Consider the following 21,762-nt stretch of genomic DNA (forward strand, 5'->3'; position numbering starts at 1 on the left):
GATCCATGCTGGATCGATAAGCGATACTGATGACCATGGAGACCCATCTGCTCCGCACCTTCGTGGCGGTGGCGCGCGGCGGCTCGTTCTCGCGGGCCGCCCGCGAGCTCGGCTACACGCAGTCGGCGATTTCCCAGCACATCGCCACACTCGAACAGGATCTCGGCACCACGTTGCTGACCCGGCGGCCCGTCGCGCCGACCCGCGCCGGGGAACGTCTCCTCGAACACGCCGGCCCGTTGCTGACGAGGCTCGACGCCGCCCGCGCGGATCTCGCCAGGCTCACCGCGGCGCCCACCGGCCGGGTCGTCCTCGGGCTGACCCCGCTGTCGCTCACCGCCGAAGTCGCCGCCGCCGTGCCGCGCGGCACCGAAGTGCGCGTCCTCGGCCGCGAAGACGTCCTGACGCAGGTCGCGGCGGGCGCACTGGATCTCGGTCTCGTCGACGGGATGACCGCGCCGAGCGATCCGCTCCCGCTGCCGGACGTCGGCCCGCTCACCACCACCGTCGTCGGCGAACGCCCGCTCGCGGTCGCGGTCCCCGCGGACCATCCCCTGACGGGACGGGCCGTCCGGCTGGCCGAACTCGCCGACGCCGGCTGGATCGACGCGCCGGACACCGCGATTCCCTTGGAGCGGTTGAGGAAATCCGCCTCGACCGACGGGTTCCGCGGTCGCCTGCGGTACACCGGGACCGACGTCCGCGGGCTGCTCGGCCTGGTCGCCGCCGGTCAGGGCCTGGCGCTGCTCCCGGCGGACGCGCTCACCGGCGTGAGCACGCTTTCCCTGTCCTCGCCGCGCGTGGTGCACCGCACCGAACTCGTGCACGGCGATCCCGGCGAGGGCGCCGCGCTGGCCGCCGCGCTGACGGGTCAGCGGCCGTAACTCATCATTCCCTGCGCCATCTCCATCGCCAGCGAACTCGCCACGACGGGATCCATCACGCTCCGGAGACCGTCCGACGTCTTGTCGCGCGCTCCGAGGTCGGATCGCGGCTGCTCCGGCGGTTTCGTCTCGGCGGGCGGCAGGGCGACGACCTGCTCCTTAGCGGGCTTCTTCTTCGTCGCGGGCGCTTGCTGTTTCACGGTGACCGGGACGTAGACGGTCACCGGGGCGGCCTGCGGCGCGGGCTGCACGGTCTGCGCGGGCGGCGGCGCCTGCTGGGTCACCACGGCGGGCAGCGGCTGCTCGGTCAGGGCGGTGTCGTCGGCAGGCTCGACGGTGAAGGTGCCGGCGAACCAGCCGATCGCGAGCAGCGCCACCCCCGCCCCGCCTGCCAGCCACGAGCGGGCGCGACGGTGGATGACGACGGCCTTGGGCCGCAGGTCCTTGTCCACGACCGGTTCGCAGACCGGAGGGCGCACCGGCATCGGCTCGGGCTCTGGTTCGTTCTCCGGGCTGCGCCGCCGCTTCGGCAGGCTCGCCGCGATGATCCCCGTCCGGTCCAGGAGTTCGACGGTCTCGACGGGCGCTGAGAACGCGTCGGTCGACGGACGGCGCTGGGCGGCGCGCGGCATGGGGACCTCCGGAAGCGGAATCACGAACTTGAGCATTGTGGTGCATTTCCGACGCCGCCGTAAGTAACGCACCCCGATCGAGTTATCCCGAGCCGTCCGGAGCACGGAGGGTTACTCCGTTCAGAGCCGTTTCATTCCCAAGCGCCCCAACAGGGCGAGCGGACGCTGGTAAAAAGAGCCGAACACGCGGGGAATCGCGTCGATGGCGTACGCGTCCGGGCCGATCAGGATGCGCGCCGTCCCCCGTTCGATACCGCGCACGATGGTCTGCGCGGCCTTCTCGGGCGTCGTCCTCGCGATCTTTTCGAATCCTTCGGCGGCTTTGTCGATGTCCCGCTCGACGCCGCCCCGCGCGTCACGGGCGATATTCGTCTTGATGCCACCGGGATGCACGCAGCTGACCTTGACCGGATGCCGGGCGATCAGCATTTCCTGCCGCAGCGCCTCGGTGAACCCCCGCACCCCGAATTTCGCCGCGTTGTAAGCGCTCTGCGTGGGCACGCCGATGAAGCCGAACACACTCGAAAGGTTGACGATATGCCCGTCGCCCGAAGCGATCACCTGCGGCAGAAAGGCTTTCGTGCCGTTGACCACGCCGCCGAGATTGATCCCCATCAGCCAGTCGTAGTCATCCCAGGTCATTTCCTCGACCGTGGCCCCGAGCGCGACCCCGGCGTTGTTCACCACGACGTTGGCGCCACCGAAATCGACGGCGACCTCCTCGGCGTGCGCGAGGACGGCGTCACGGTCGGCGACGTCGAGCGCGTACGCCTTCGCGGTCGCGCCCGCCTTCTCGCACTCCGCCACGGTGCCCGCTGCGCGGACGGCGTCGACATCGGACAGCGCCAGCCTGGCACCCCGCCCCGCCAGCTCGATCGCGAGCGCCTTGCCGATCCCCGAGCCCGCGCCCGTGATCACCACGACCTTGTCCGTGAACGACTTCATACCCGCTCCAACCCGCTCGACTGTTACCGGAGGTAACACATACTACGGCTGTGAGCTTGCTGTGCGTTGATCGAATCGGGCTGTGTTCGCGTGCCACTTATGGTGATCTGGAGACCGGACGGCCGTGGACGAGCGAAAGGAAGGCGATGCGCCGCGCCCTGTTGCTCGTGCTCTGTGTCGTTCTGTCCGGTTGCTCCGCCGTGCCGGATCCCGCCGCGACCGAAAACGCCGACACGACGATGACGGCCACCCCCGCCGCGCCGCGGACCACTCCGGCGATCGGCGCGCTCTTCCTCGACGGAACGCATTTCTGCACGGCCAGCGTCGTCCACAGCGCCCCCGGCGACCTCCTGCTCACGGCGGCGCATTGCCTCCACGACGGCGAAGGCGGCCAGTACACGACGGGGATCTCGTTCGCGCCCGGCTATCACGACGGTGTCGCGCCCTACGGCTATTGGGACGTTTCGGATCCGCAGGTCCCCGAAGGCTGGGCCGAGTCCTCAGATCCGGATCTCGACGTCGGCTTCGCGACCGCCCACCAGGCGGGCACCACGAAGACCCTCGAAAGCATCACCGGCGCCAACACGCTGCTGACCGGCGGCGGATTCGCCCACGCGATCACCCTGACCGGTTATCCCGACGAGCGGGAGGCGCCGGTCGTCTGCCACGGCTCCAGCGCACAGGCCGACACCTACCAGATGCGCGTCGCGTGCCCCGGCTTCACGACCGGCACCAGCGGCGGCCCGTGGGTGGTCGGTGCCGACCCCGTGACCGAGCTCGGCACCGTCGTCGGCGTGATCGGCGGCTACCTGTACGGCGGCGACGATCCGGACACGTCCTACAGCAGCTACTTCGACACCGACGTCGCCACCTTGTACCGGAAGATGGACGCACGGGGATGATCTCCCCATGAGCATCCACGACGTCCCGATCACCGGCGAGCCGATCCGCCTCGGCCAGTTCCTCAAACTGGCCAACCTGGCCGAAGACGGTTCGCACGCCAAAGACCTCCTCGACGCCGAAGAGGTCACGGTCAACGGCGAGGTGGAGGTCCGGCGCGGCCGTCAGCTGACGAACGGCGACGTCGTGGAGGTCGGCGGCGAAGGCGGCCGCGTCGTCCTGGCCTAGCGGCCCTGCAACGGCGCCAGGCGCAACGCCCTCGCGAGTTCTTCGAGCTCGCGGTGCACCGGCTCGTTCAGCGGGACACCCAGCGCCTGGCACTGTTCGAGGTACTGCGCCTCGCGCCAGCCCGGATAGCGGACCGGCGTACCGCCCTCCCAGCCGAGCAGACTGCCGAACAGCGCGCTCGCGGCTTTGTAGAACCCCTCGGCGCTGCGGAGCGTCGTCGGCGCGATGGCCATCACCATCAGGCCGGTGTCGTGATCGTGGTCGCCGACGCCCGAAAGCACCCCGGCGAAGATCTCCACCAGCAGCGCGAACCCGGCGACGGCGGCGCTGTCGACATCCGCCAGGGTTTCCAGGTCGAGGACGAACTCCGGGTACGCACCGGCCGGGGCGGCCATCCCGAGCGGGTTCGCGGCCTTCCCGAGTTCGCCACCCGCCGCCATGACGAGCCCGATCATGGTGTGCGGCAACGCCCTCGCCGCATGGTGCCCGGCACGGCCGAACGGGCCGACGCCGCGGACCGACATGAGACCGACGCCGTACCGGCCCGCCCTGGACACCGCCCGGTCCATCGCGTCGCCGACGGCCCACAGCCCTGGCGCGCGACGGTAGTCGATCAGTGCCGCGGCGCCGCGGTCGGCGATCATCAGCGGTTCGGCCCTCGGCCGCACCGTGCCGTCGGCCAGCATCGGCAGGTGCAGCCGCGTCAGTTCGGCGACGCCGGACTCCGGCGTTCCGGTGAGATCGCCGTGGCACACCGCCTCGGCGGCCATCCTGGCGCGCGACCACGGCAGATCGTGGGCGGTGAAGACCTCGGTGACCAGGTCGATCAGGGCGTCGATCGGGACACGCTGCCAGACCTGTTCCGGAATCGGGGACGGTTCGGCCGGTTCGCGGATCGGCTCGACGGGCGCACGGCGAAGAGAGCGGGGTCTGAGGGGCACTCCGCCGAGGGTGCCCAACCGCGTTTTTCGGCGTCAACGAACCAGGGCAGCTTCTAACCGACTGTGTGATCGAAGTACCCGGAAACGTGATCTGCTCACTCGGAAACGTCGGTGGGCGGACGTACCATCGGGCCATGTGCCGGAACATCACGACGCTTCGAGGGCTTGAGCCGGCGGCGACGCCGGACGAGATCGAGGCCGCCGCCCGCCAGTACGTCCGCAAGGTGTCCGGGGTGCAGACCCTGTCCGACGCCACGCGCGAGCCCTTCGAGGCCGCCGTCGCCGAGATCACCGAGATCACCCGGCGGCTGCTGACCGAACTGCCCGCACGCCGTCAGCCACCGACGACGGTGCCGCCGTTGCGCCGCCCCGAGGTCCAGGCGCGAATCGCGGCAAAGGCCGCGAAGAGCCAGGCTTCCTGAAGTCCGGCGGTTACGGTGAGCGGGTGACATACCCGCAAGACCCCTACGGTCACCAGCAGCCCTACGGCCAGCAACCCCCGTACGGGCAGCCGTACCAGCAACCGGGCTATGGGTACGGCCCGCCGCAACCGCCGCAGGAACAAGGACTGGCCATCGCGGCACTCGTCGTGTCGATCGCCAGCCTGGTCGCCTGCAGCGGGCTGCCGTCGATCGCGGGCGTCATCATGGGGCATATCGCGCATTCCAAGGCCAAACGCGGGGAAGCCGGCGGTCAGGGGATGGCGCTCGCGGCGATCATCATCGGCTACCTCGGCGTCGCCATCGTCGTCCTGCTCCTGGCGGGTTTCCTCTTCGTGGGGATCCTGACCGACTGGGACTTCGACTAGTCCATCCATGCCCCCGCCACCACCCTCAACGGAAAGCTGCGCTTCGACTAGATCCGAAGCATTCCGACAAAGCCCCGTCGGATACCCTCGACAGCGGTAGCGTGTCCGAGCGGCCGAAGGAACATGTCTTGAAAACATGCGAGGGCTCTGTCCTCCGTGGGTTCGAATCCCACCGCTACCGCCAGTCTTGAAAACCGAAGCTCCCCAGGCCGACAGACCTGGGGAGCTTCGCGTTCACGCGGGTACGAGAGCCCAGACGGTCTCGTCACTGCGGCCGCCGTGGAAGGGCCGCTGCTCCAGCAGCGAAGCCGTCCCGTTGTCGACCTGTCGCACCGCCAGCTTGCTCGCCCGGTTCACCAGCCCGTAGCGCATATCGGCGCTGCGGAGCAGCTTCCACTGCTGGTTGGTGGCCGAACCACAATGCGTCTGTTCCAGGAGCGCGCCCTCCGCGGTGCTGCCGGAAACCGGCCGCAGGCACTGACCGCTGCGCTCGTTGGAGATCTTCCAGTACCCGCCGCCCGCGTCGGTGAGCCGCCACTTCTGGCCGTTGTCGTTCTGCCGCGCGACGTTGGTGATCTTCGCGCCCGCCGACGACGAACCGTCGACGACCGCCGCGCTGTTGCCGTTGGTGGCGACCGTCAGGTAGTACTTCTTGCCCGCCTTCGGGCCGGGGTCGGCGACCGGGTTCAGCGTCCACTGCTGATTGGCCGCCCCCGTGTAGGGCCGCTGAACCAACGGGGCCGGATACGCGCCGCCGTCGGTGATCGCGTAGCCGGTCAGGTAGTTGAAGATCGCCACCTTGCCGTTGCCCAGCGGCTGGAACGCCCACCGCATGCCGTTCTGGCCGTTGCAGTCGTACTGGAGGATCTGCGTACCGGGCGCCGTCCCGCTCTGCGCGCTGTCGGCGCACAGCTGGCTGTTGGCGTTGACCAGCTGCAATCCCGTGTTGTAGCCGAGAACCCACTTCTGGCTCGTGGAGTCGTTCCGCGGCCGGTGGCTGAGGGTGACGAGGCCGCCGGTCGACGAACCCACGACGTCGATGGCGTCACCGTTCGCGCCGGTGATGACGTAGGTCTTGCCGCCTCGCGCGTGGCCGTCGTCGTTGTCGGGGGTGTCCTTCTTGATCAGGAAGGCGCTGTTGGCGACGTTCCAGTGGGTGGCGAGCCAGCTGCCGGGAGCCGGGGTCGTGCTGAAGTAGTCGTCGTTGCCGCAGTCCAGCAGCCGATCGAAAGCGCGTTCCGTGCAGTCGAAGGACTGGGTGTCGCCGTAACACATCAGATCCCATTCCTGGGAGCAGTGGCCGCCGCCCTGGTAGTGCGGGGCGCCCGGCAGGACGGCGCCGAGCATGTGGCCCAGTTCGTGAGCGGCGGCGTTGACACCCCAGCAGGGGACGGCGATCTCCGTGTAGTGCCTGCCGTTGTTGAAGGCGTTGGCGGGACCGGGCTGGTCGTCGCTGTCACCCCAGGTGCCGGCACAGGTGAGCGGATTGTCGGAGAACAGCATGTAGTCGCGGTCGGCATGGTGGAAACCGGCCTGGATGGCGCGTTCACGGATCGCGCCCGACTTGTACGTGCCTTCGGGCACCACGAGGTTCGCGACGGCGACCTGGCAACCCGCGCCGGCGGTCGTCACGTACCGGAGGTGCCTGCTGCCGCCGGTCGCCGCGGCGCTGTCGTTGAACGCGTCGTCGACCCCGGACGCGTAGGCGCGCAGAGACGGCACGACGGTCGCGTACCGGTCGGGCTGACCGGCCTCACGGACGTAGACCAGCTCGACACGTTTGCCGGAAACGCCGTCGCCCTCGCAGACCACCGGATTGGCGGCGACCTGCGCCTGGGCGACGGCGGGAGCGAGCGGAGCCACGGGGGCGGCGCCGGGTGGCAGTGGATGGCTGTGGTCCTTGGTGACGGAAACCGCGAATTCGTCGGAGGCCGCGGCCTCGCCTACGAGTAGACCACCGAGGAGTCCGACTACGACCAGCAGCCGTTTCACCTGGAACAAGGGCTCTTCCTTTCGCGAGAGAGGAACGCGTTAAGAAGGCTAGAGGTCAGATGTATAGCCCACCAGGCAGAAGGACCGGCAGACTGCCATTACCCTTCCGGCATGCCCAAGTACCTGCTGCTCAAGCACTACCGCGGCGCTCCGGCGGCGGTCAACGACGTGCCGATGGACCACTGGGCCCCGGAAGAGATCACGGCGCACATGAACTACATGAAGGACTTCGCCGCCCGGCTCGTGGAGAGCGGCGAGTTCGTCCAGGAGCAGGCCCTCGCGCCCGAAGGCACCTTCGTCCGGTACGGCGGCGAGGGCAAGCCTCCGGTCACCGACGGTCCCTTCGCCGAGACCAAGGAACTCATCGCCGGATTCATGGTGATCGACGTCGACAGCTACGAGCGAGCGCTCGAACTGGCGGCGGAGCTGTCGGCCGCGCCGGGAGCGGGCGGGAAGCCGATCCACGAGTGGCTCGAACTGCGTCCGGTCCTGAGTGAGCAGCTCGTCATCACGGAGTGAACGCCGAGCTGGACGAGGCCCTGCTGCGGAGCCTCACGCCGAACGTCCTCGGAATCCTCTGCCGCCGCGGCGCCGACTTCGCGGCGGCGGAGGACGCCGTGCAGGAAGCGTTGATCGAAGCCGTCCGCGTCTGGCCCGGTGACCGCCCGAAGGACCCGAAAGGCTGGCTCGTCACCGTCGCGTGGCGCAAGTTCCTCGACCTGGCCCGGTCGGACGCCGCCCGTCGCCGTCGCGAAGACCTCGTTGACGAGGAGCCCGCCCCCGGACCCGTCCCCGAGGCGGACGACACGCTGCAGCTCTACTTCCTGTGCGCCCACCCGTCGCTCACGCCGTCTTCGGCGGTCGCGCTCACCCTGCGCGCCGTCGGCGGGCTGACCACCCGCCAGATCGCCGAGGCGTATCTGGTGCCCGAAGCGACCATGGCGCAGCGCATCAGCCGGGCCAAGCGCACCGTCTCCGGAGTGCGTTTCGACCAGGCAGGCGACGTCGCCACCGTGCTCCGCGTGCTCTACCTGGTGTTCAACGAGGGCTATTCCGGCGACGTCGACCTCGCCGCCGAAGCCATCCGGCTCACCCGCCGTCTCGCGGCCTCGATCGACCATCCCGAGGTCGCGGGCCTGCTCGCCCTCATGCTGCTCCACCACGCCCGGCGCGCCGCGCGGACGGCTCCCGGCGGCGAACTGGTACCGCTCGCCGAACAGGACCGCGGCGCTTGGGACACCCGCCTGATCGCCGAGGGCGTCGAGATCCTGCAGGCGGCGCTCGCCCGCGACCGGCTGGGCGAGTTCCAGGCACAGGCCGCCATCGCGGCGCTCCACGCCGACGCGCCCACCGCCGAGGAGACCGACTGGACGCAGATCGTCGAGTGGTACGACGAACTCGCGCGGCTGACCGGCAGCCCGGTCGTCCGGCTCAACCGCGCGGTGGCCGTCGGCGAGGCGGACGGACCGCGCGCGGGCCTGGCCGCGCTCGCGGAACTGGACGAATCGCTGCCCCGGTACGCGGCGGTGGCGGCGTACCTGCACGAGCGCGACGGCGACCTGGCGACGGCGGCGCGGCTGTACGGCGAGGCCGCCGCCAAGGCGGCCAACCTGGCCGAGCGCGCGCACCTGACCCGTCAGGCGGCGCGGCTCAACGCCCTCAAGAAGTGATCGGCGGCAGGCGCGGAAGACCGTCGATCTCCGACAGGTGATCCAGCACCCGCCCGAAAGCCTGCCCCAGCACGCGCTGCTCTTCGGGGCTCAGCAGGTCGATCAGATGCTCCCGGACGCCCTCGACGTGCGTCGGCGCGGCACCCTCCAGCAGTTCCGCGCCGCGTTCCGTCATCTCCGCGACGACACCGCGTTTGTCCGCCGGGTCGCGCGTGCGGCGGATGAGCCCGTCGGCCTCCAGGCGGACCATCTGGTGCGAAAGCCTGCTCTTGGTCGAGCCGAGCATGCTCGCCAGCTCCGTCATCCGCATCCGCCGGTCGGGCTGGAGCGAAAGGCAGACCAGGACCTCGTAGTCGGCGAGGGTGACGTCGTGGCGTTCGGAGAGTTCGCGATGCAGACGCTGCCGTAGCCGCATGGTGGCGACGATGTACGAGCGCCAAGCGACCATCTCGGACTCGGACAGCCAGCGCACTTCCTTCTGCTCCACCGCCATCCACGCAGAGTAGAGCGTTGATCGCACAAGGCGCATACCCACCGGTCACTTTTCGGCCCGTGAAAAACCCGGCGGGACATTCGCCCGAAGGAGGGTTACGAAAAGGTTGAGACTCGGCGCGAAAAGGCGCATTCTGCTTGTCAGCGGATGGTCGGGCAAGTACCGGGCGATCTCCTCGAAGGGTCGCCGGACCTGCTCCCCAGCCGGGAAGGGTCAGGTGGTGGTATGGCGGGTGATTCTCGCGGTTGACCGCCTGCTGTGTCCCCGCGACCGGAACGGAAAGGACCGGGTCGGTCGCGACTGCGAACAGCGATGAGCGCGGGCATCTCAAGATGCGCTCGACAATTCTCGCGCATTCGGCGTCACTCCGGCCTGTTTCGGGTTCGCGGCCTCTTCGACCGCCTCGGCAGTGCCCGGCGCCGGCCCGGTGATCGCGGCCAACCGGCGATCGGAACAAGACAACCTCGGTAGTTCTGGGTGCGGCCGCTCCGGGTGGCCGCACCCAGGCATATCCGGGGTCTTCCGGCTACGCTTTCCCCCGTGCGATTCGACGAAGGCGCGGGACTGGACACCTCCGAGGTCGAGGACCTGCGCGGCGGTGGTGGCGGCGGTATCGGCGGCCGGGTGGCACTCGGCGGCGGCGGGCTCAGCGTGGTCGGCCTCGTCATCTACTTCCTCATCTCCCAGTTCGGCGGCGTGAGCCTGAACCCGTCCTCGGGCAGTCTCGGCGGCGTGGGCTCCGGGCAGCAGATGGACAACACGTCGCTGTCGCAGGAGTGCAAGACCGGCGCGGACGCGAACCGGAACCACGACTGCGCGATCGTCGCCGTCATCAACTCGATCCAGGACTACTGGGCGCAGGAGTTCCAGCGGTCCGGGTCGACCTACCGCAAGGCCGTCACCAACTTCTTCAACGGTGGCGTGAACACGGCCTGCGGCAGCGCGACTTCGGACGTCGGGCCGTTCTACTGCCCTGGCGACTCCGAGGTCTACATCGATCTCGGCTTCTTCAACGAACTCCGCACCCGGTTCGGCGCGCAGGGCGGGCCGTTCGCGGAGGCGTACGTGCTGGCCCACGAATACGGGCACCACGTGCAGAACCTCACCGGAGTGTCCAAAAAGGGCACCGGGAGCGGGCCGACGTCCGGCTCGGTGCGGCTCGAACTGCAGGCCGACTGCTACGCCGGCGTCTGGGCGCACCACGCCACCACCACCCCGACCGAATCCGGGCGGCCGCTGATCACCGAGATCAGCCAGGAGGACATCGACTCCGCGCTGGACACCGCTTCGCGGATCGGTGACGACTACATCCAGTCGAAGCTCGGCGGCGGCCGCGTCGACGAGTCGAAGTTCAGTCACGGCACTTCGGCGCAGCGGAAGAAGTGGTTCACCACCGGCTTCTCGACCGGCCAGCCTGCCAGGTGCGACACCTTCGCGACCAACAGCCTGGGGTAATGCACGCCTGAAGTACATGAAGGCCCCCTTCCTGTACCTAGGCGCAAGGAAGGGGGCCTTCATGTACTCGGCAAGACGCTCTCGGGCCTCACCGGCGCACCCGATAGCACAGGTGAAGCACCCGGTCGCCCTGAAGCACCACGTACGGATCCTCCAGCAGGTGCTGGGCCTGGACCGACCCGAAGTAGCGCTTGCCGGACCCGAACACCACGGGTGCGACGTCCATGCGCACCTCGTCGACCAGGCCCGCGGCGAGCGCTTGGCCACCGACGTCGCCGGCGGCGACCTCGACCACGCGGTCGCCCGCGAGCTCCCGCGCCTTCGCCACGGCCGCCTCGACACCGTCGACGAAGTGAAACGGCGCCTCTTGGTCCCAGCCCTCGGGCGACGGCCGGTGCGTCACGACGACCACGTGGTCGATCCCGCTCGGCGGCTTCCCGTCCCAGCCGTCGGTCAGGTCGAAGACGCGGCGGCCGGCGATCGTCACCCCGATCTCGTCCCAGTACGGCCGGGTGTGGTCGTACGACGTCTGCGACACCTTGAGCGCTCCGCTCTCGTCCAAGGGGACGTCACCGCCGGTCAACCAGTCGAACAGCGGTCCGGGCTGGTCGCTCTCGTCCGCGATGAAGCCGTCCACCGACACCGAGCCGTACATGACCACCTTGCCCACGGGCTCTCCTCTGCTTGGGGTGCCCCGAAACTAGCGGGTCGCGAGCCGCCGCTCTTGTAAGAAATCAAGCGGCGGGCAGCGGCCAGCCGTCCAGCGCGTGACCGGGATGTTCGCGCAGGAACCGCCGCCGGACTTCGAGGTACCGGGTCGGCGTGAGCCCGGTGAACTCCCGGAACTCGTGGCCGAAATGCGCCTGGTCGAAGTAGCCTGCCGCGCCGGCGAGGGCGCTCCAATCGACCGGCCCGGCGGGGTCGATCGCGAACACGGTGGCGGTGAGGCGATAGGTGCGGGCCAGCCGCTTCGGCGTGACGCCGACGAGCTCCTTGAAGCGCTTCACCAGGTGAGTGCTGCTGACCCCCGCCGCGACGCTCAGCCCGCCGATCGCCGCCGCCCCACCGGTCGCCGCGAGGACGCTGCTCGTATGGCGGACCAGCCCCAAGCCGGCGGTCTCGCGCAGCCGTCGCGTCAGCTCCTCCTCGAGGAGCGTCAGCATCTGGTGCGGTCCGCCGGCGGTGGCCAGCCGGTCGCGCAGCTCGGCGACGGCGGACCTGCCCCAAACCTGCTCCAGGGTCACCGGCCGGTCGCACAGCTCGGCCGCGGGCATCGGCAGGAACGGCGACGGCCCCCACGCCTTGAAGTGCACGCCGACGGACCGGCTCCCGGGTGGGTAGCCGAACTCCACCGCACGGGTGGGCGTCGTGACCACGCAGCCGTCGGCGTACTCGGCCGCCTCGATATCGGTGCCGGCGCGGATGCGGAACGGCGCTCCGAGGTTGACGATGAGGAACGCCCCTGGCATCGGCGGCAGCGTCAGCCGGGCGTACGGCGGCGACCCGCGCAGGTAGTAGAGGTCGTCGATCAGCCCGTCCAGCGGTGGTCGCGGCACTCTGGACACGTACTCCACGCCCACAGCATCGCCGAAGCCCCCTTCCCCGCGCCAGGCGAGGAAGGGGGCTTCGGCGTACTCGGATCAGGCGGCGACGTGGTGGTCGTCAGCGTGGACGGAAGCCGTCAGGCTCCGCTGCCGCGACCGCTCGGCCGCGCGAAGCTCCTGCGCCTTCGCGGCCTTGGCACCCGAGACACCGTTGATGTTCTCGGTGCTGATCGCGTACACGCCCAGCGCCCAGGCGACGGCGTCGGAGTTGCGGTCGAGCGCGACGCGGTCGACGTTGCCGAGGTTGTCGCAGGCCTGGTGGTAGCACTTGTCGTAAGGAACATTGGCGCTACCGCCCCACTTGGCGGCCTGTGCGGCGGTCTTCACCCCTTCGGCGCCGGTGAAGAGGCCACCTGCCGGGATGCCGGCGCGGATGAAGCCCTGGTAGTCCGAGCGGCCGGTGAAGTCCGTGCCCTCCACCGGGACACCCTTGCCGAGCTGCAGATAGTCGACCAAGGTCTTTTCGAGCTGACCCGAGCCGTACGGGCCCGCACCCTCGCCGACACCGTCGGAGTTGTCACCGTCGTAGGCGAAGTACGCCGCGTTCGGCGAGCCGATCATGTCGTAGTTGTAGTAGAGCGCGATGTCGAGCTGCTGTTCGAAGCTCAGCGAGTTGACGTAGTAGGTCGAGCCGACGAGTCCGAACTCCTCGGCGCTCCACCAGCCGAAGCGGACGGCGTTGTTGGCCTTGGGCTTGCTGCCCAGCTGCAGCGCGGTCTCCAGCAGCGCGGCGGAACCGGTGCCGTTGTCGTTGATGCCGGGGCCCTCGGTGACGCTGTCGAGGTGGGCACCGAGCATCACGACGTTGTCCTTGCGGCCGGTCTTGGTCTCGGCGAGGACGTTGTAGCTGGTCCGCTGCTCCTGGAAGGCACGCAGGTCGAGGGTGACCGAAGCGCCTGCCTTGCCGGCGAGCGCCTGGCCGTCGGCCTGGGTGATGCCACCGGTCGGGATCTTGCCCGCGGCCGGGTCGCCCAGGGTGCCGTTGACCGGGCCAGGGACGTTGTTGTAGACGACCGCGCCGAGGGCTCCCGCCTCGGCGGCCGTCGCCTGCTTCTGCGCGAAGGAGCAGCCACCGCGCTGGATCAGCGCGATCTTGCCGGCGACGCCGCCCGCGTAGTCGGCCGCTTCGCAGCCGCTGGTGTCATCGACCGGGACCACCGCGAGCGGCGCGGTGATTCCGCCCGCGGGCGTCGACGGGCTGTAGGACATGATGATGATCGGGACGTCGGCGCCCCCGACCGTCAGCGTCTCCGCGAGGGTCTCCGCGTAGGTGAAGGGGAACTCCTGCCGCGTGACCGCGAAGCCCGCCTGCTCCAGCTTCGTCGCGATGTATTCCGCGGATCGCTTGTGGCCCTCGGTGCTGGCCGCGCGGCGGCCACCGGTCGCGTCCGAGATCCGCTGGAACGCGATCAGGTGCCGGTTGACGTTGTTCACGTTGACCTTGTCGACGAGCTGCTTCGCCAGCGCGGGACCGTCGATCCCCGTGGCCGCCGTCGCGGCGGGTGCCATCCCGACCGTGAGCGCCGCGGTGGCCGCTACCACGATCGAGGGAACAATGCTTCTTCGCGAATATGACATGGGCGACACCTTTGTGTGGTTTGCGCCACAGGTCAACCGACGTTCGGCGGACTTTATGACACCGGGATAGGGTCGTTCGTATGTACGCGATCACCATCCGTGAGCCCGGCGATCCCGATGTTCTCGAATGGACAGAGGTCCCCGATCCCGTGGCCGGTGAAGGCGAAGTCGTCATCGACGTCGCCGCGAGCGCCGTCAACCGGGCTGACCTGCTGCAACGCCAGGGAAACTATCCGCCTCCGCCAGGGGCGAGCGAAATCATCGGACTCGAATGTTCGGGCACGATCGCCGAAATCGGCGAAGGCGTCGAAGGATGGCGAATCGGCGACGAGGTTTGTGCTTTGCTCGCCGGTGGCGGCTATGGCGAAAAGGTCGCCGTCCCGGCAGGACAACTGCTTCCGCTTCCCGCCGAAGTCGAATTGCTCGCGGCCGCCGGACTGCCCGAAGTCGCGTGCACCGTCTGGGCGAACGTGGTGATGCACGCCGGCCTGTCCGAGGGTGAGGTCCTACTCGTCCACGGCGGCGCGGGCGGCATCGGCACGCACGCGATCCAGGTCGCGAAGGCGCTCGGCGCGACCGTCGCGGTGACGGCGGGTTCGGAAGACCGGCTGGAGCGCTGCCGCCAGCTCGGCGCCGACATCGCGATCAACTACAAGGAGCAGGATTTCGTCGAGGTCCTGCGCGCCGAGACCGGCGGCGCGAACATCATCCTCGACAACATGGGCGCCAAGTACCTCGACCGCAACATCGACGCGCTGGCCATGGACGGCAGGCTCGTGATCATCGGTATGCAGGGCGGGGTCAAGGGCGAGCTCAACATCGGCAAGGTGATGGGCAAACGCGCGAGCCTGTACGGCGCGGGCCTGCGTTCACGGCCGCTGGAGCAGAAGGCGGCGATCGTCGCCGACGTCCGCGAGCGCCTGTGGCCGTTGGTGGAGCAGGGTTCGGTGCAGCCGATCGTCGGCCAGGTCGTCCCGATGGCCGAGGCCGCGTCCGCGCACCGCGCGCTCGAAGATGGCACGGTTTTCGGCAAAGTTCTTCTCGCAGCGAAGAGTTAACGGATCTCTTCCAGCACCCGGACGAGCTGATTGACCTCGAAGACGTTCGAGTAATGCGCGAGCCCGATGCGGACGGCGCCGCCGACTTCGGCGGCGCCGAGCGATCCGAAGACACCGCTCGTACCGTCGTCGGCGAAGGCGCAGAGCCCCTGGGACGCCAGGTATTCGGCGACCTCGGGCGCCTTCTTGCCCGCGACGGCGAACGCGAGCGCGGGGATCCTGCGCATGGCGTCACCGATGACCATGACGTGCCGCAGCGAACGCAGGTCCGTGGACAGCTGCGCCAGAAGTCCCGCGTGGTACGACTTCGCCGAACCCAGCGACGTCACCAGCTTCTCGCGCCGCGAGCCCATCGCGGCGTCGTCCAGACCGGCCAGATAGTCGATCGACGCGACCAGCCCGGCCAGCAACGGGTACGCGTGCGGCCCCAGCTCCATCCGGGCCGGACCGCGCGCGGCCGGATCGAGCGACACCGACGGCAGACGTTCGAGCAGTTCGGGGTCGCGGAAGACCAGCGCCCCCACCGACGGACCGCCCCAGGCCTGCGCCGAAACCACCATCACGTCGGCGCCGAGCGCGTTGAGGTCCAGAGGGACGAACGGCGCCGCGTACGTCGCGTCGACGACCACCAGCGCGCCGACCCGTTTGGCGAACTCGATCACCGTCGGGACGTCGGGCCGGGTGCCGACCGAACCGGACGCCAGCGTCACCGCGACGGCCTTGGTGCGCGCGGAAACAAGGTTCTCGTACTGCCAGGCTGGCAGCTCGCAGGTCTCGATGTCGATCTCGCCCCAGCGCACGACCGCGCCGACGCGTTTCGCCGCGCGGCGCCACGGCGCGAGGTTGGCCTCCTCGTCGAGCCGGGAAACGACGACCTCGTCGCCGATCGTCCAGCGGTCGGCCATCGCGTCGACGAGACGGCGGATGAGATCGGGCGCGTTGGGGCCGAGCACGACTCCGGCCGGATCGGCGCCGACCAGGTCGGCGACCGCCCGGCGAGCGGCCGTGACAATGCTTTCCGCACGCTGGGAGGCCGGAAACGCTCCACCCGGTCCGGACACCGGAGCGCGCATGGCCGTGGATACGGCCGAAGCGACCTGTTCAGGTACGAGCATTCCGGCGGCGCCGTCGAAGTGAATCCAGCCGTCACCCAGCGCGGGAAACAACCCACGGATACGAGCGACGTCGAACGCCATGGGGACACCGTACGGACGTGTGGTTTGGCGCTTTACCCGGGGTTGGCTGCCCGAACACGGGGTGCGACGATTCCCGCTACGCTCGGAGACGGCGCCGAAAACCACACTGCGCTTCGCGCCCGACGTAGGCCAGGATGGAGCACATGACCGACCCAGTTTCCCGCGAATCGACCACCCCCGGTGACGGCGGCGGAGACTCCCCACACCATGTGGTGGTCGTCGGTCCCGACGGCACCCCGGTCGGCACCGCACGCATCGCCTCCCCCGGCTCCGGCGAGGAGGGGCAGGAGGAATCGCTCGGCGACCTCGTCGAGGAACCCGCCAAGGTGATGCGTATCGGCACGATGATCAAACAGCTGCTGGAGGAGGTCCGCGCCGCGCCGCTGGACGACGCCAGCCGCAACCGCGTGCGCGAGATCCACCAGACCTCCATCCGCGAGCTGGAGCAGGCGTTGGCGCCGGAGCTGCAGGACGAGCTGGAGCGGCTGGTGAGGCCGTTCACCGAGGACTCGACGCCGTCCGATGCCGAGCTGCGGATCGCGCAGGCTCAGCTGGTCGGCTGGCTGGAAGGGCTGTTCAGCGGCATCCAGACCGCGCTGTTCGCGCAGCAGATGGCCGCGCGGGTGCAGCTGGAGCAGATGCGCCGCGGGCTCCCGGCCGGGCCTTCCGCGGGCGGCGCCCTCGGCGGTCACGGTGCCGCGGGCGAATCGCACGGGCCGGGCCAGTACCTCTGACGCGCGCTATGAAAGGTCCTTTACTTGCAAATTTTGCAAGTAAAGGACCTTTCATAGCAGTCAGGAGCGCAGCGGCCGGAAGAACGTCCGCAGGTCGTCGATGAGCAGGTCCGGCACCTCCAGCCCGGGGAAGTGACCCCCGCGGTCCGGAGTGGACCAGTGCACGATGTTGTCGGTGCGCTCGGCGAGGTGCCGGATCGGCAGGCCGGTGTCCTTCGGGAACACGGCCACCCCGGTGGGCACTGTGGACTCCGCCGGCCCCTCGCCCCAAGCCGGACCCAGCGCGGCGTAGATCCGCGAAGACGAGTTCGCCGTGCCGGTGAGCCAGTAGAGCATCACGCTGGTGAGCAGATCGTCGCGATCGATCGCGTCCTCCGGGACGTCCCGCGAGTCCGAATAGGACTTGAACTTCTCCACCAGCCAGCCGAGCTGTCCGGCCGGTGAGTCGGTGAGCCCGTAGGAAAGCGTTTGCGGTTTGGTCGCCTGGATCATCGCGTAGCCCAGTTCCCCGGTCTGGAACTCCCGCCCCCGCGCCAACGCCGCCTCTCCCCGCGCCAGTTCGTCACCGGTGAGCCCCGCGAGATCGGCCTCGGATTCCGGCACCGCGTGCGGCACCATCGTCAGATGCGCGCCGATCACCCGCTCCGGGCACCGGACGCCCACGTCGCGCGACACGATCGCACCCCAATCGCCGCCATGCAGCCCGAACCGCTCATACCCGAGGCGCGACATCAGCACGCCCCAGGCATCGGCGATCCGTCCGGTACCCCAGTCCGCCTCGGTCGTCGGCCCCGAGAACCCGAACCCCGGCAGCGACGGCACGACGACGTGGAACGCGTCCCCGGGGTCGCCGCCGTACGCGCGCGGATCGGAGAGCGGCCCGACGACGTCGAGGAATTCCACAATGGACCCCGGCCAGCCGTGCGTGAGCACCAGCGGGATCGCGTCCGGCTCCGGTGACCGCGCGTGCAGGAAATGGACGTTCGCGCCGTCGATGTTCGTCAGGTAACCCGGAAACCCGTTGAGGCGCTCCTCGTGAGCGCGCCAGTCGTAACGGAGCCGCCAGTACTCGGCGAGCTCCTGGAGATATCCGAGCGGCGTCCCGAGCCCCCAGCCGACGCCGTCGATCTCGTCGGGCCAGCGGGTGTTCGCCAGGCGGGCGGCGAGGTCGTCGAGGTCGCGCTGGGGGACGGCGATCGTGAACGGCGTGATCTCATCGGTCATGAGGCCGACGGTAGGGAGGATCGAGGACAGCCGCGGTCCTCGATCGAGGTCGATCCGGTACTCGGACAGCAGCTTTCCCGCGTCCTCAGCCTCCCGGCAGTTGGGCACGCAGCCGGTCGAGCCAACGGTCGATGGTGTCTTCGTACCGGCCGGGGTCGTTGCGGCGCTGGGCCTCGTCGACGGACGCGGTGACGGCGGTCTTGACCTGAGCCGCGTACTCGGGCAAGACGAACACCTCTTGGAAGTAGCCTTCCCGCATCTGGACGTCCGCGACCAGCTGATAGTCCCGCGCCGCGTCGGGGACGACGAGACCGTACGCCCAGCCGGGGGTGGCGCCGGGCCCTCGCGCGGTGACGACGATGACCGTCGGGCGGGCCGCCTTCACGACGTCGGTCGGCGGGGTGCCGTGCGCGATGGCCTCGTCGTTCAGTCCGATGTAGTCGATCGACTTCCAGCCGCTGTAGTACGGGATCGCCCCCGCGTCGGAGACCGCGAGACTCCGGGCCGCCTCCGGTACCCGGGCGTTCGCGAGCCCTTTGCCGATGGCGACGTGGGCGCGCTGCAGGTCGGGGCCGTAGTTGGCGATCACGGCCAGGTCCGAGGACTGGGCACCGAGGACCGCGACCCAGCCGACCGCCACCGCTCCGGAAAGCGCGCCGATCCACCGGCGGCCGAGGTGCGCCATGGCCAGTCCCGCACCGAGGCACAGCACCGGGAACGCGTGGAAGGCGAACCGGTGGAGGTAGTCCATGGTCGGCCCGGACACCGCGTAGGTCATGCCGGTCAGCAGGACGACCGAGGACAGCACCAGGCCCGCTCCCCTGCTCGCCTTCCGGAACAGCAGGAACACGGTCAGCGCCGACAACGGGAGGACGAGCAGGGCGGTCGTCTCCAGCCAGACCGACCCGGCGTCGAGGTTGCCGAACTTGACGTAGAAGGTGTTCGGGAACGGATGCCCGAAGTACGTCCACCGCCAGGCGAAGTACCCGCCGCCGACGACGGCCACACCGGCGACCAGTGCCCAGGTCCGGCCGCTCTTGCGCCCGAGCCACGCCCAGATCAGGAAGGCGGGGACGGCCGCGAGGACCCCCTCGGGCCGGATCATCCCGGCGAGCAGCAGCAAGAGCGGCGGTTCCCAGTCGCGCGCCGCACGACCCTGGACGAGATCCACGCCGACGATCGCGGCACGCAACACGACGGCGGCGAAGGCGATGGTCTCCAGACCGGCGGTGACGTGGAAGTAGGTCGGTACGAACAGCAGTAGCGCACCGCCCGCCACGAGCGCGCCGAGGACGCCGGCCGCGCGCTGCCCCGAGCGGACCAGCATCACGAGGATCAGGCCGCCCAGCACGACGGATGTCACCTTGGCGACGGTCTCCAGCGGCAGGCCCGCGAGCGCGAACGGGACGTGCCAAAGCATCCAGAGGAAGTTCGTGAACCCTTCGATCGGGTCTTCGCCCACGTTCCACACCGGACCGTGACCGTCCGCCATGTTCCCCGAATACCGGAAGGTGATGAAGGCGTCGTCGATGGTGAAGAACCAAGCCGCCCAGCATCCGGCGAGGAACAGCAATCCGAACCCGAGCAGGACGACGAGAAACCCTCGACGTGGCTTCGGTTCCGGAACGGCGTCGGCCTCACGTCGCTCCGCCGTGGTCGTCATTCCGCCATCCTCGTCTTCTCCAGTCGGTCCAGCACGCGGTCCACTCCGCGGCCGTCCACAAGAGCCATCGAAGTCCTGGACAGACCGTTACGCGACACCGAGTCCGACAACAGGCCCTTGAGCGTCTCGGTGGCCAGGTCGTCGAGCGCGTCCCCGCTCCCCAGCCCGGCCGCCAACCCGAGATCGAGTGCCGCGCGATATCCCGCGTCCTGGTTCTCCACCAGGCGGACGACAGCGGTGGGTACGCCGAGACAGCACAGTTCGAGAAGGGTCACCCCCGCCGCGCTGATCGCCACCTCCGTTTCGACCAGGAGGTCGAGCAGCCCAGGCCCGGGTGGCCGGATACGGAACTCCTGACCAGGCAGAGGTTCCGGCACGGACGGCTCACCGCGGACGAGCACGTCGGCTTCGAAGGGCAGCCGAGTGTCGCGGAGGGCGTGCAAGAGCGCGCTGACCGTTTCGGCCCATTCCGCACCGCCTCCCAGCACGACGGTCACCCGCGGCCGTTCACCGCCGGGCCGTCGCACGGAACGCTTTTCCCTCGCCTTCACGACGGCTTCCCTCAGCGGCGCGTACCGCGCGCCGCGCAGCAGCTCGCCCGAGCCGTCCACAGGCCGAGGCTCCGGCTCGAAGGCGCAGTCGACCACGACGTCCGCCGCGCGCCTGCCGAACACGTCGTCCTCGATGGACACCAGGAGCGCACCCGCGGCGTTGACCTCTTCACGCAGCTCGCCGAGCCCGTAGTGATCGACGACCACCGCGTCGAAGCCCTCGAAGGGCACCGACGGCACCACCGGAACCGAAAGGTCGCCGAACCGGGCTGCCAGCCATTCGGCGTTGTCCACCCGGCCCGAGAACACGACCTCCCAGCCACGCGCGACCGCGCGTTCGGCATAGGCGACCATGCGCGAGACGTGCCCGGCACCGATCGACGGCGAGGCGTCCGCCCGGAGCAGCAGCCGGGTCATCGGGCGACCTTCTTCTGCTCGATATGCGCGTTGAGTTTCACCAGGTCGGGCCGTGAGCGCAGCACCGCGACCACCTCGCGCCAGTCACCGGCGCGGTCGCCCAGTTCGGCCACGATTCCTTCGATGACCGCCCAGTCTTCGACGGTGTCCAAGGTCACGCGCAGGTCGTCGGCGGGCGGGCTCACGACGATCCCGGCGCAGGAATACCGCCCCGGGGCCGCGTAGACGCCGGAAGTCACGTGCTCGCGATCGGCACCCTGAGCCGTCTCGATCTGTTCGACGAGCACCGCGGTGCGCACGAGTTCGGCGTCGAAGCCGCGCGGCAGGGTGCGCACCAGCACGGTGCTCAGGTAGTCGAGTGACGGCTGGGCGCGCCATTGCGCCACGAGCTGGCCGATGAGCCCGGGATCCAGCAGCGGGCAGTCCGCCGTGAGCCGCACCACCGCGTCGGCCGGGTACGACTCGACAGCGACCGCGAAACGCGCGAGGACGTCGTCGAGCGGCCCTCTCGCGACCAGGGCACCGTGCCGGGCGGCCTCTTCGGCCACCTCGTCGTCGTCGGCCTCCGTCGAGGTCGCGACCACGACGTCGTCGATCCCCGGAGATGCCGCCGCCGCGCGGATCACCCAGCCGAGCACACTCCGGCCCGCCAGCGGACGGAGGACCTTGCCAGGTAGCCGGGTGGACGACGCGCGTGCCTGGATGACGGCGTTGACCACGTGGGCCCCGGGGTCTGGATCCATGGGTGACATGATGTCCTGCGGCAGTAGCACCGAAACGCGGAGGTCG

The 21,762-nt window shown here is 69.5% G+C and carries 23 protein-coding genes and 1 tRNA gene; 11 read left to right on the plus strand and 13 right to left on the minus strand.

Going from position 1 to position 21,762, the window contains the following annotated elements; all coding sequences use genetic code 11:
• Nucleotides 1–35: 35 nt before the first annotated feature.
• On the plus strand, nt 36–884 hold the full coding sequence (locus ACFVM3_RS28145) for a LysR family transcriptional regulator (RefSeq protein WP_378442991.1): 849 nt from the start codon (nt 36–38) through the stop codon (nt 882–884).
• On the opposite strand, the gene ACFVM3_RS28150 is transcribed toward ACFVM3_RS28145, so the two are convergent.
• Both ACFVM3_RS28150 and ACFVM3_RS28155 read right to left on the minus strand, forming a co-directional pair.
• Complete coding sequence (locus ACFVM3_RS28150; RefSeq protein WP_378442992.1) at nt 872–1,540, minus strand: hypothetical protein; 669 nt, start codon at nt 1,538–1,540, stop codon at nt 872–874. The two genes, ACFVM3_RS28145 and ACFVM3_RS28150, sit on opposite strands and share 13 nt — an antisense overlap.
• Nucleotides 1,541–1,636: 96 nt before the next feature.
• A complete protein-coding gene (locus ACFVM3_RS28155) occupies nt 1,637–2,461 on the minus strand; it encodes an SDR family NAD(P)-dependent oxidoreductase (RefSeq protein WP_378442993.1) in 825 nt (274 codons plus the stop codon).
• A gap of 146 nt (nt 2,462–2,607) precedes the next feature.
• On the opposite strand from ACFVM3_RS28155, the gene ACFVM3_RS28160 reads away from it, so the two are divergent.
• Nucleotides 2,608–3,363, plus strand: coding sequence for a trypsin-like serine peptidase (locus tag ACFVM3_RS28160; protein ID WP_378442994.1), 756 nt, complete (start codon nt 2,608–2,610; stop codon nt 3,361–3,363).
• Between the two features lie 7 nt (nt 3,364–3,370).
• Nucleotides 3,371–3,589: an RNA-binding S4 domain-containing protein gene (locus ACFVM3_RS28165; protein WP_005149665.1), complete on the plus strand. Its 219-nt coding sequence runs from the start codon at nt 3,371–3,373 to the stop codon at nt 3,587–3,589.
• Here the strand turns inward: ACFVM3_RS28165 and ACFVM3_RS28170 are convergent.
• Complete coding sequence (locus ACFVM3_RS28170) at nt 3,586–4,530, minus strand: Ldh family oxidoreductase (protein WP_378442995.1); 945 nt, start codon at nt 4,528–4,530, stop codon at nt 3,586–3,588. The two genes, ACFVM3_RS28165 and ACFVM3_RS28170, sit on opposite strands and share 4 nt — an antisense overlap.
• Nucleotides 4,531–4,664: 134 nt before the next feature.
• Between ACFVM3_RS28170 and ACFVM3_RS28175 the strand changes: the two genes are divergently transcribed.
• The 3 genes from ACFVM3_RS28175 to ACFVM3_RS28185 all read left to right on the plus strand — a co-directional run bounded on the left by ACFVM3_RS28175 (nt 4,665) and on the right by ACFVM3_RS28185 (nt 5,522).
• Nucleotides 4,665–4,952: a DUF2277 domain-containing protein gene (locus tag ACFVM3_RS28175; RefSeq protein WP_378442996.1), complete on the plus strand. Its 288-nt coding sequence runs from the start codon at nt 4,665–4,667 to the stop codon at nt 4,950–4,952.
• 23 nt (nt 4,953–4,975) lie between these two features.
• Complete coding sequence (locus ACFVM3_RS28180) at nt 4,976–5,338, plus strand: DUF4190 domain-containing protein (protein WP_378442997.1); 363 nt, start codon at nt 4,976–4,978, stop codon at nt 5,336–5,338.
• Between the two features lie 95 nt (nt 5,339–5,433).
• Nucleotides 5,434–5,522: transfer RNA gene (locus tag ACFVM3_RS28185), tRNA-Ser, on the plus strand.
• A 50-nt stretch (nt 5,523–5,572) separates the two neighbouring features.
• Here the strand turns inward: ACFVM3_RS28185 and ACFVM3_RS28190 are convergent.
• Nucleotides 5,573–7,330, minus strand: a complete 1,758-nt coding sequence (locus ACFVM3_RS28190; protein WP_378443022.1) for an RICIN domain-containing protein — start codon at nt 7,328–7,330, stop codon at nt 5,573–5,575.
• Nucleotides 7,331–7,441: 111 nt separating this feature from the next.
• Here ACFVM3_RS28190 and ACFVM3_RS28195 point away from each other — a divergent pair, with 111 nt between their 5' ends.
• Together ACFVM3_RS28195 and ACFVM3_RS28200 are read left to right on the plus strand one after the other, a co-directional pair.
• A complete protein-coding gene (locus ACFVM3_RS28195) occupies nt 7,442–7,849 on the plus strand; it encodes a YciI family protein (protein WP_378442998.1) in 408 nt (135 codons plus the stop codon).
• Nucleotides 7,850–7,857: 8 nt separating this feature from the next.
• Nucleotides 7,858–9,000: an RNA polymerase sigma factor gene (locus tag ACFVM3_RS28200; RefSeq protein ID WP_378443023.1), complete on the plus strand. Its 1,143-nt coding sequence runs from the start codon at nt 7,858–7,860 to the stop codon at nt 8,998–9,000.
• Here ACFVM3_RS28200 and ACFVM3_RS28205 read toward each other — a convergent pair.
• Nucleotides 8,990–9,493 carry a MarR family transcriptional regulator gene (locus tag ACFVM3_RS28205; protein ID WP_185927058.1) on the minus strand — a complete coding sequence of 168 codons (504 nt, stop codon included), beginning with the start codon at nt 9,491–9,493 and terminating at the stop codon, nt 8,990–8,992. The two genes, ACFVM3_RS28200 and ACFVM3_RS28205, sit on opposite strands and share 11 nt — an antisense overlap.
• Nucleotides 9,494–10,033: 540 nt before the next feature.
• On the opposite strand from ACFVM3_RS28205, the gene ACFVM3_RS28210 reads away from it, so the two are divergent.
• The gene (locus ACFVM3_RS28210; protein WP_378442999.1) at nt 10,034–10,948 is read left to right on the plus strand and encodes a neutral zinc metallopeptidase; all 915 of its coding nucleotides are present in this window, start codon (nt 10,034–10,036) and stop codon (nt 10,946–10,948) included.
• An 88-nt stretch (nt 10,949–11,036) separates the two neighbouring features.
• Here ACFVM3_RS28210 and ACFVM3_RS28215 read toward each other — a convergent pair whose 3' ends face one another.
• From ACFVM3_RS28215 to ACFVM3_RS28225, 3 genes are all read right to left on the minus strand, one after another.
• Complete coding sequence (locus ACFVM3_RS28215; protein ID WP_378443000.1) at nt 11,037–11,618, minus strand: dihydrofolate reductase family protein; 582 nt, start codon at nt 11,616–11,618, stop codon at nt 11,037–11,039.
• A gap of 64 nt (nt 11,619–11,682) precedes the next feature.
• Entirely contained in the window at nt 11,683–12,504 is an 822-nt protein-coding gene (locus ACFVM3_RS28220) for a helix-turn-helix domain-containing protein (protein WP_378443024.1), read from the minus strand.
• 84 nt (nt 12,505–12,588) lie between these two features.
• A complete protein-coding gene (locus tag ACFVM3_RS28225) occupies nt 12,589–14,130 on the minus strand; it encodes a M28 family peptidase (protein WP_378443001.1) in 1,542 nt (513 codons plus the stop codon).
• Nucleotides 14,131–14,210: 80 nt separating this feature from the next.
• Here ACFVM3_RS28225 and ACFVM3_RS28230 point away from each other — a divergent pair, with 80 nt between their 5' ends.
• Nucleotides 14,211–15,188, plus strand: a complete 978-nt coding sequence (locus ACFVM3_RS28230) for an NAD(P)H-quinone oxidoreductase (protein WP_378443002.1) — start codon at nt 14,211–14,213, stop codon at nt 15,186–15,188.
• On the opposite strand, the gene ACFVM3_RS28235 is transcribed toward ACFVM3_RS28230, so the two are convergent.
• Nucleotides 15,185–16,384: a cysteine desulfurase-like protein gene (locus ACFVM3_RS28235; RefSeq protein WP_378443003.1), complete on the minus strand. Its 1,200-nt coding sequence runs from the start codon at nt 16,382–16,384 to the stop codon at nt 15,185–15,187. The genes ACFVM3_RS28230 and ACFVM3_RS28235 overlap by 4 nt on opposite strands.
• Nucleotides 16,385–16,518: 134 nt before the next feature.
• Here ACFVM3_RS28235 and ACFVM3_RS28240 point away from each other — a divergent pair, with 134 nt between their 5' ends.
• Entirely contained in the window at nt 16,519–17,118 is a 600-nt protein-coding gene (locus ACFVM3_RS28240) for a bacterial proteasome activator family protein (RefSeq protein WP_378443004.1), read from the plus strand.
• A 60-nt stretch (nt 17,119–17,178) separates the two neighbouring features.
• On the opposite strand, the gene ACFVM3_RS28245 is transcribed toward ACFVM3_RS28240, so the two are convergent.
• The 4 genes from ACFVM3_RS28245 to ACFVM3_RS28260 all read right to left on the minus strand — a co-directional run bounded on the left by ACFVM3_RS28245 (nt 17,179) and on the right by ACFVM3_RS28260 (nt 21,716).
• On the minus strand, nt 17,179–18,342 hold the full coding sequence (locus tag ACFVM3_RS28245) for an epoxide hydrolase family protein (protein ID WP_378443005.1): 1,164 nt from the start codon (nt 18,340–18,342) through the stop codon (nt 17,179–17,181).
• 85 nt (nt 18,343–18,427) lie between these two features.
• Nucleotides 18,428–20,005, minus strand: a complete 1,578-nt coding sequence (locus ACFVM3_RS28250; protein WP_378443006.1) for a hypothetical protein — start codon at nt 20,003–20,005, stop codon at nt 18,428–18,430.
• Nucleotides 20,002–20,973 carry a spore coat protein gene (locus tag ACFVM3_RS28255; protein WP_378443007.1) on the minus strand — a complete coding sequence of 324 codons (972 nt, stop codon included), beginning with the start codon at nt 20,971–20,973 and terminating at the stop codon, nt 20,002–20,004. The genes ACFVM3_RS28250 and ACFVM3_RS28255 overlap by 4 nt, the downstream gene beginning before the upstream one ends.
• Nucleotides 20,970–21,716, minus strand: a complete 747-nt coding sequence (locus ACFVM3_RS28260; RefSeq protein ID WP_378443008.1) for a cytidylyltransferase domain-containing protein — start codon at nt 21,714–21,716, stop codon at nt 20,970–20,972. The genes ACFVM3_RS28255 and ACFVM3_RS28260 overlap by 4 nt, the downstream gene beginning before the upstream one ends.
• Between the last annotated feature and the right edge of the window lie 46 nt (nt 21,717–21,762).

Source organism: Amycolatopsis sp. NPDC057786, assembly GCF_042797905.1.
GTDB lineage: Bacteria > Actinomycetota > Actinomycetes > Mycobacteriales > Pseudonocardiaceae > Amycolatopsis.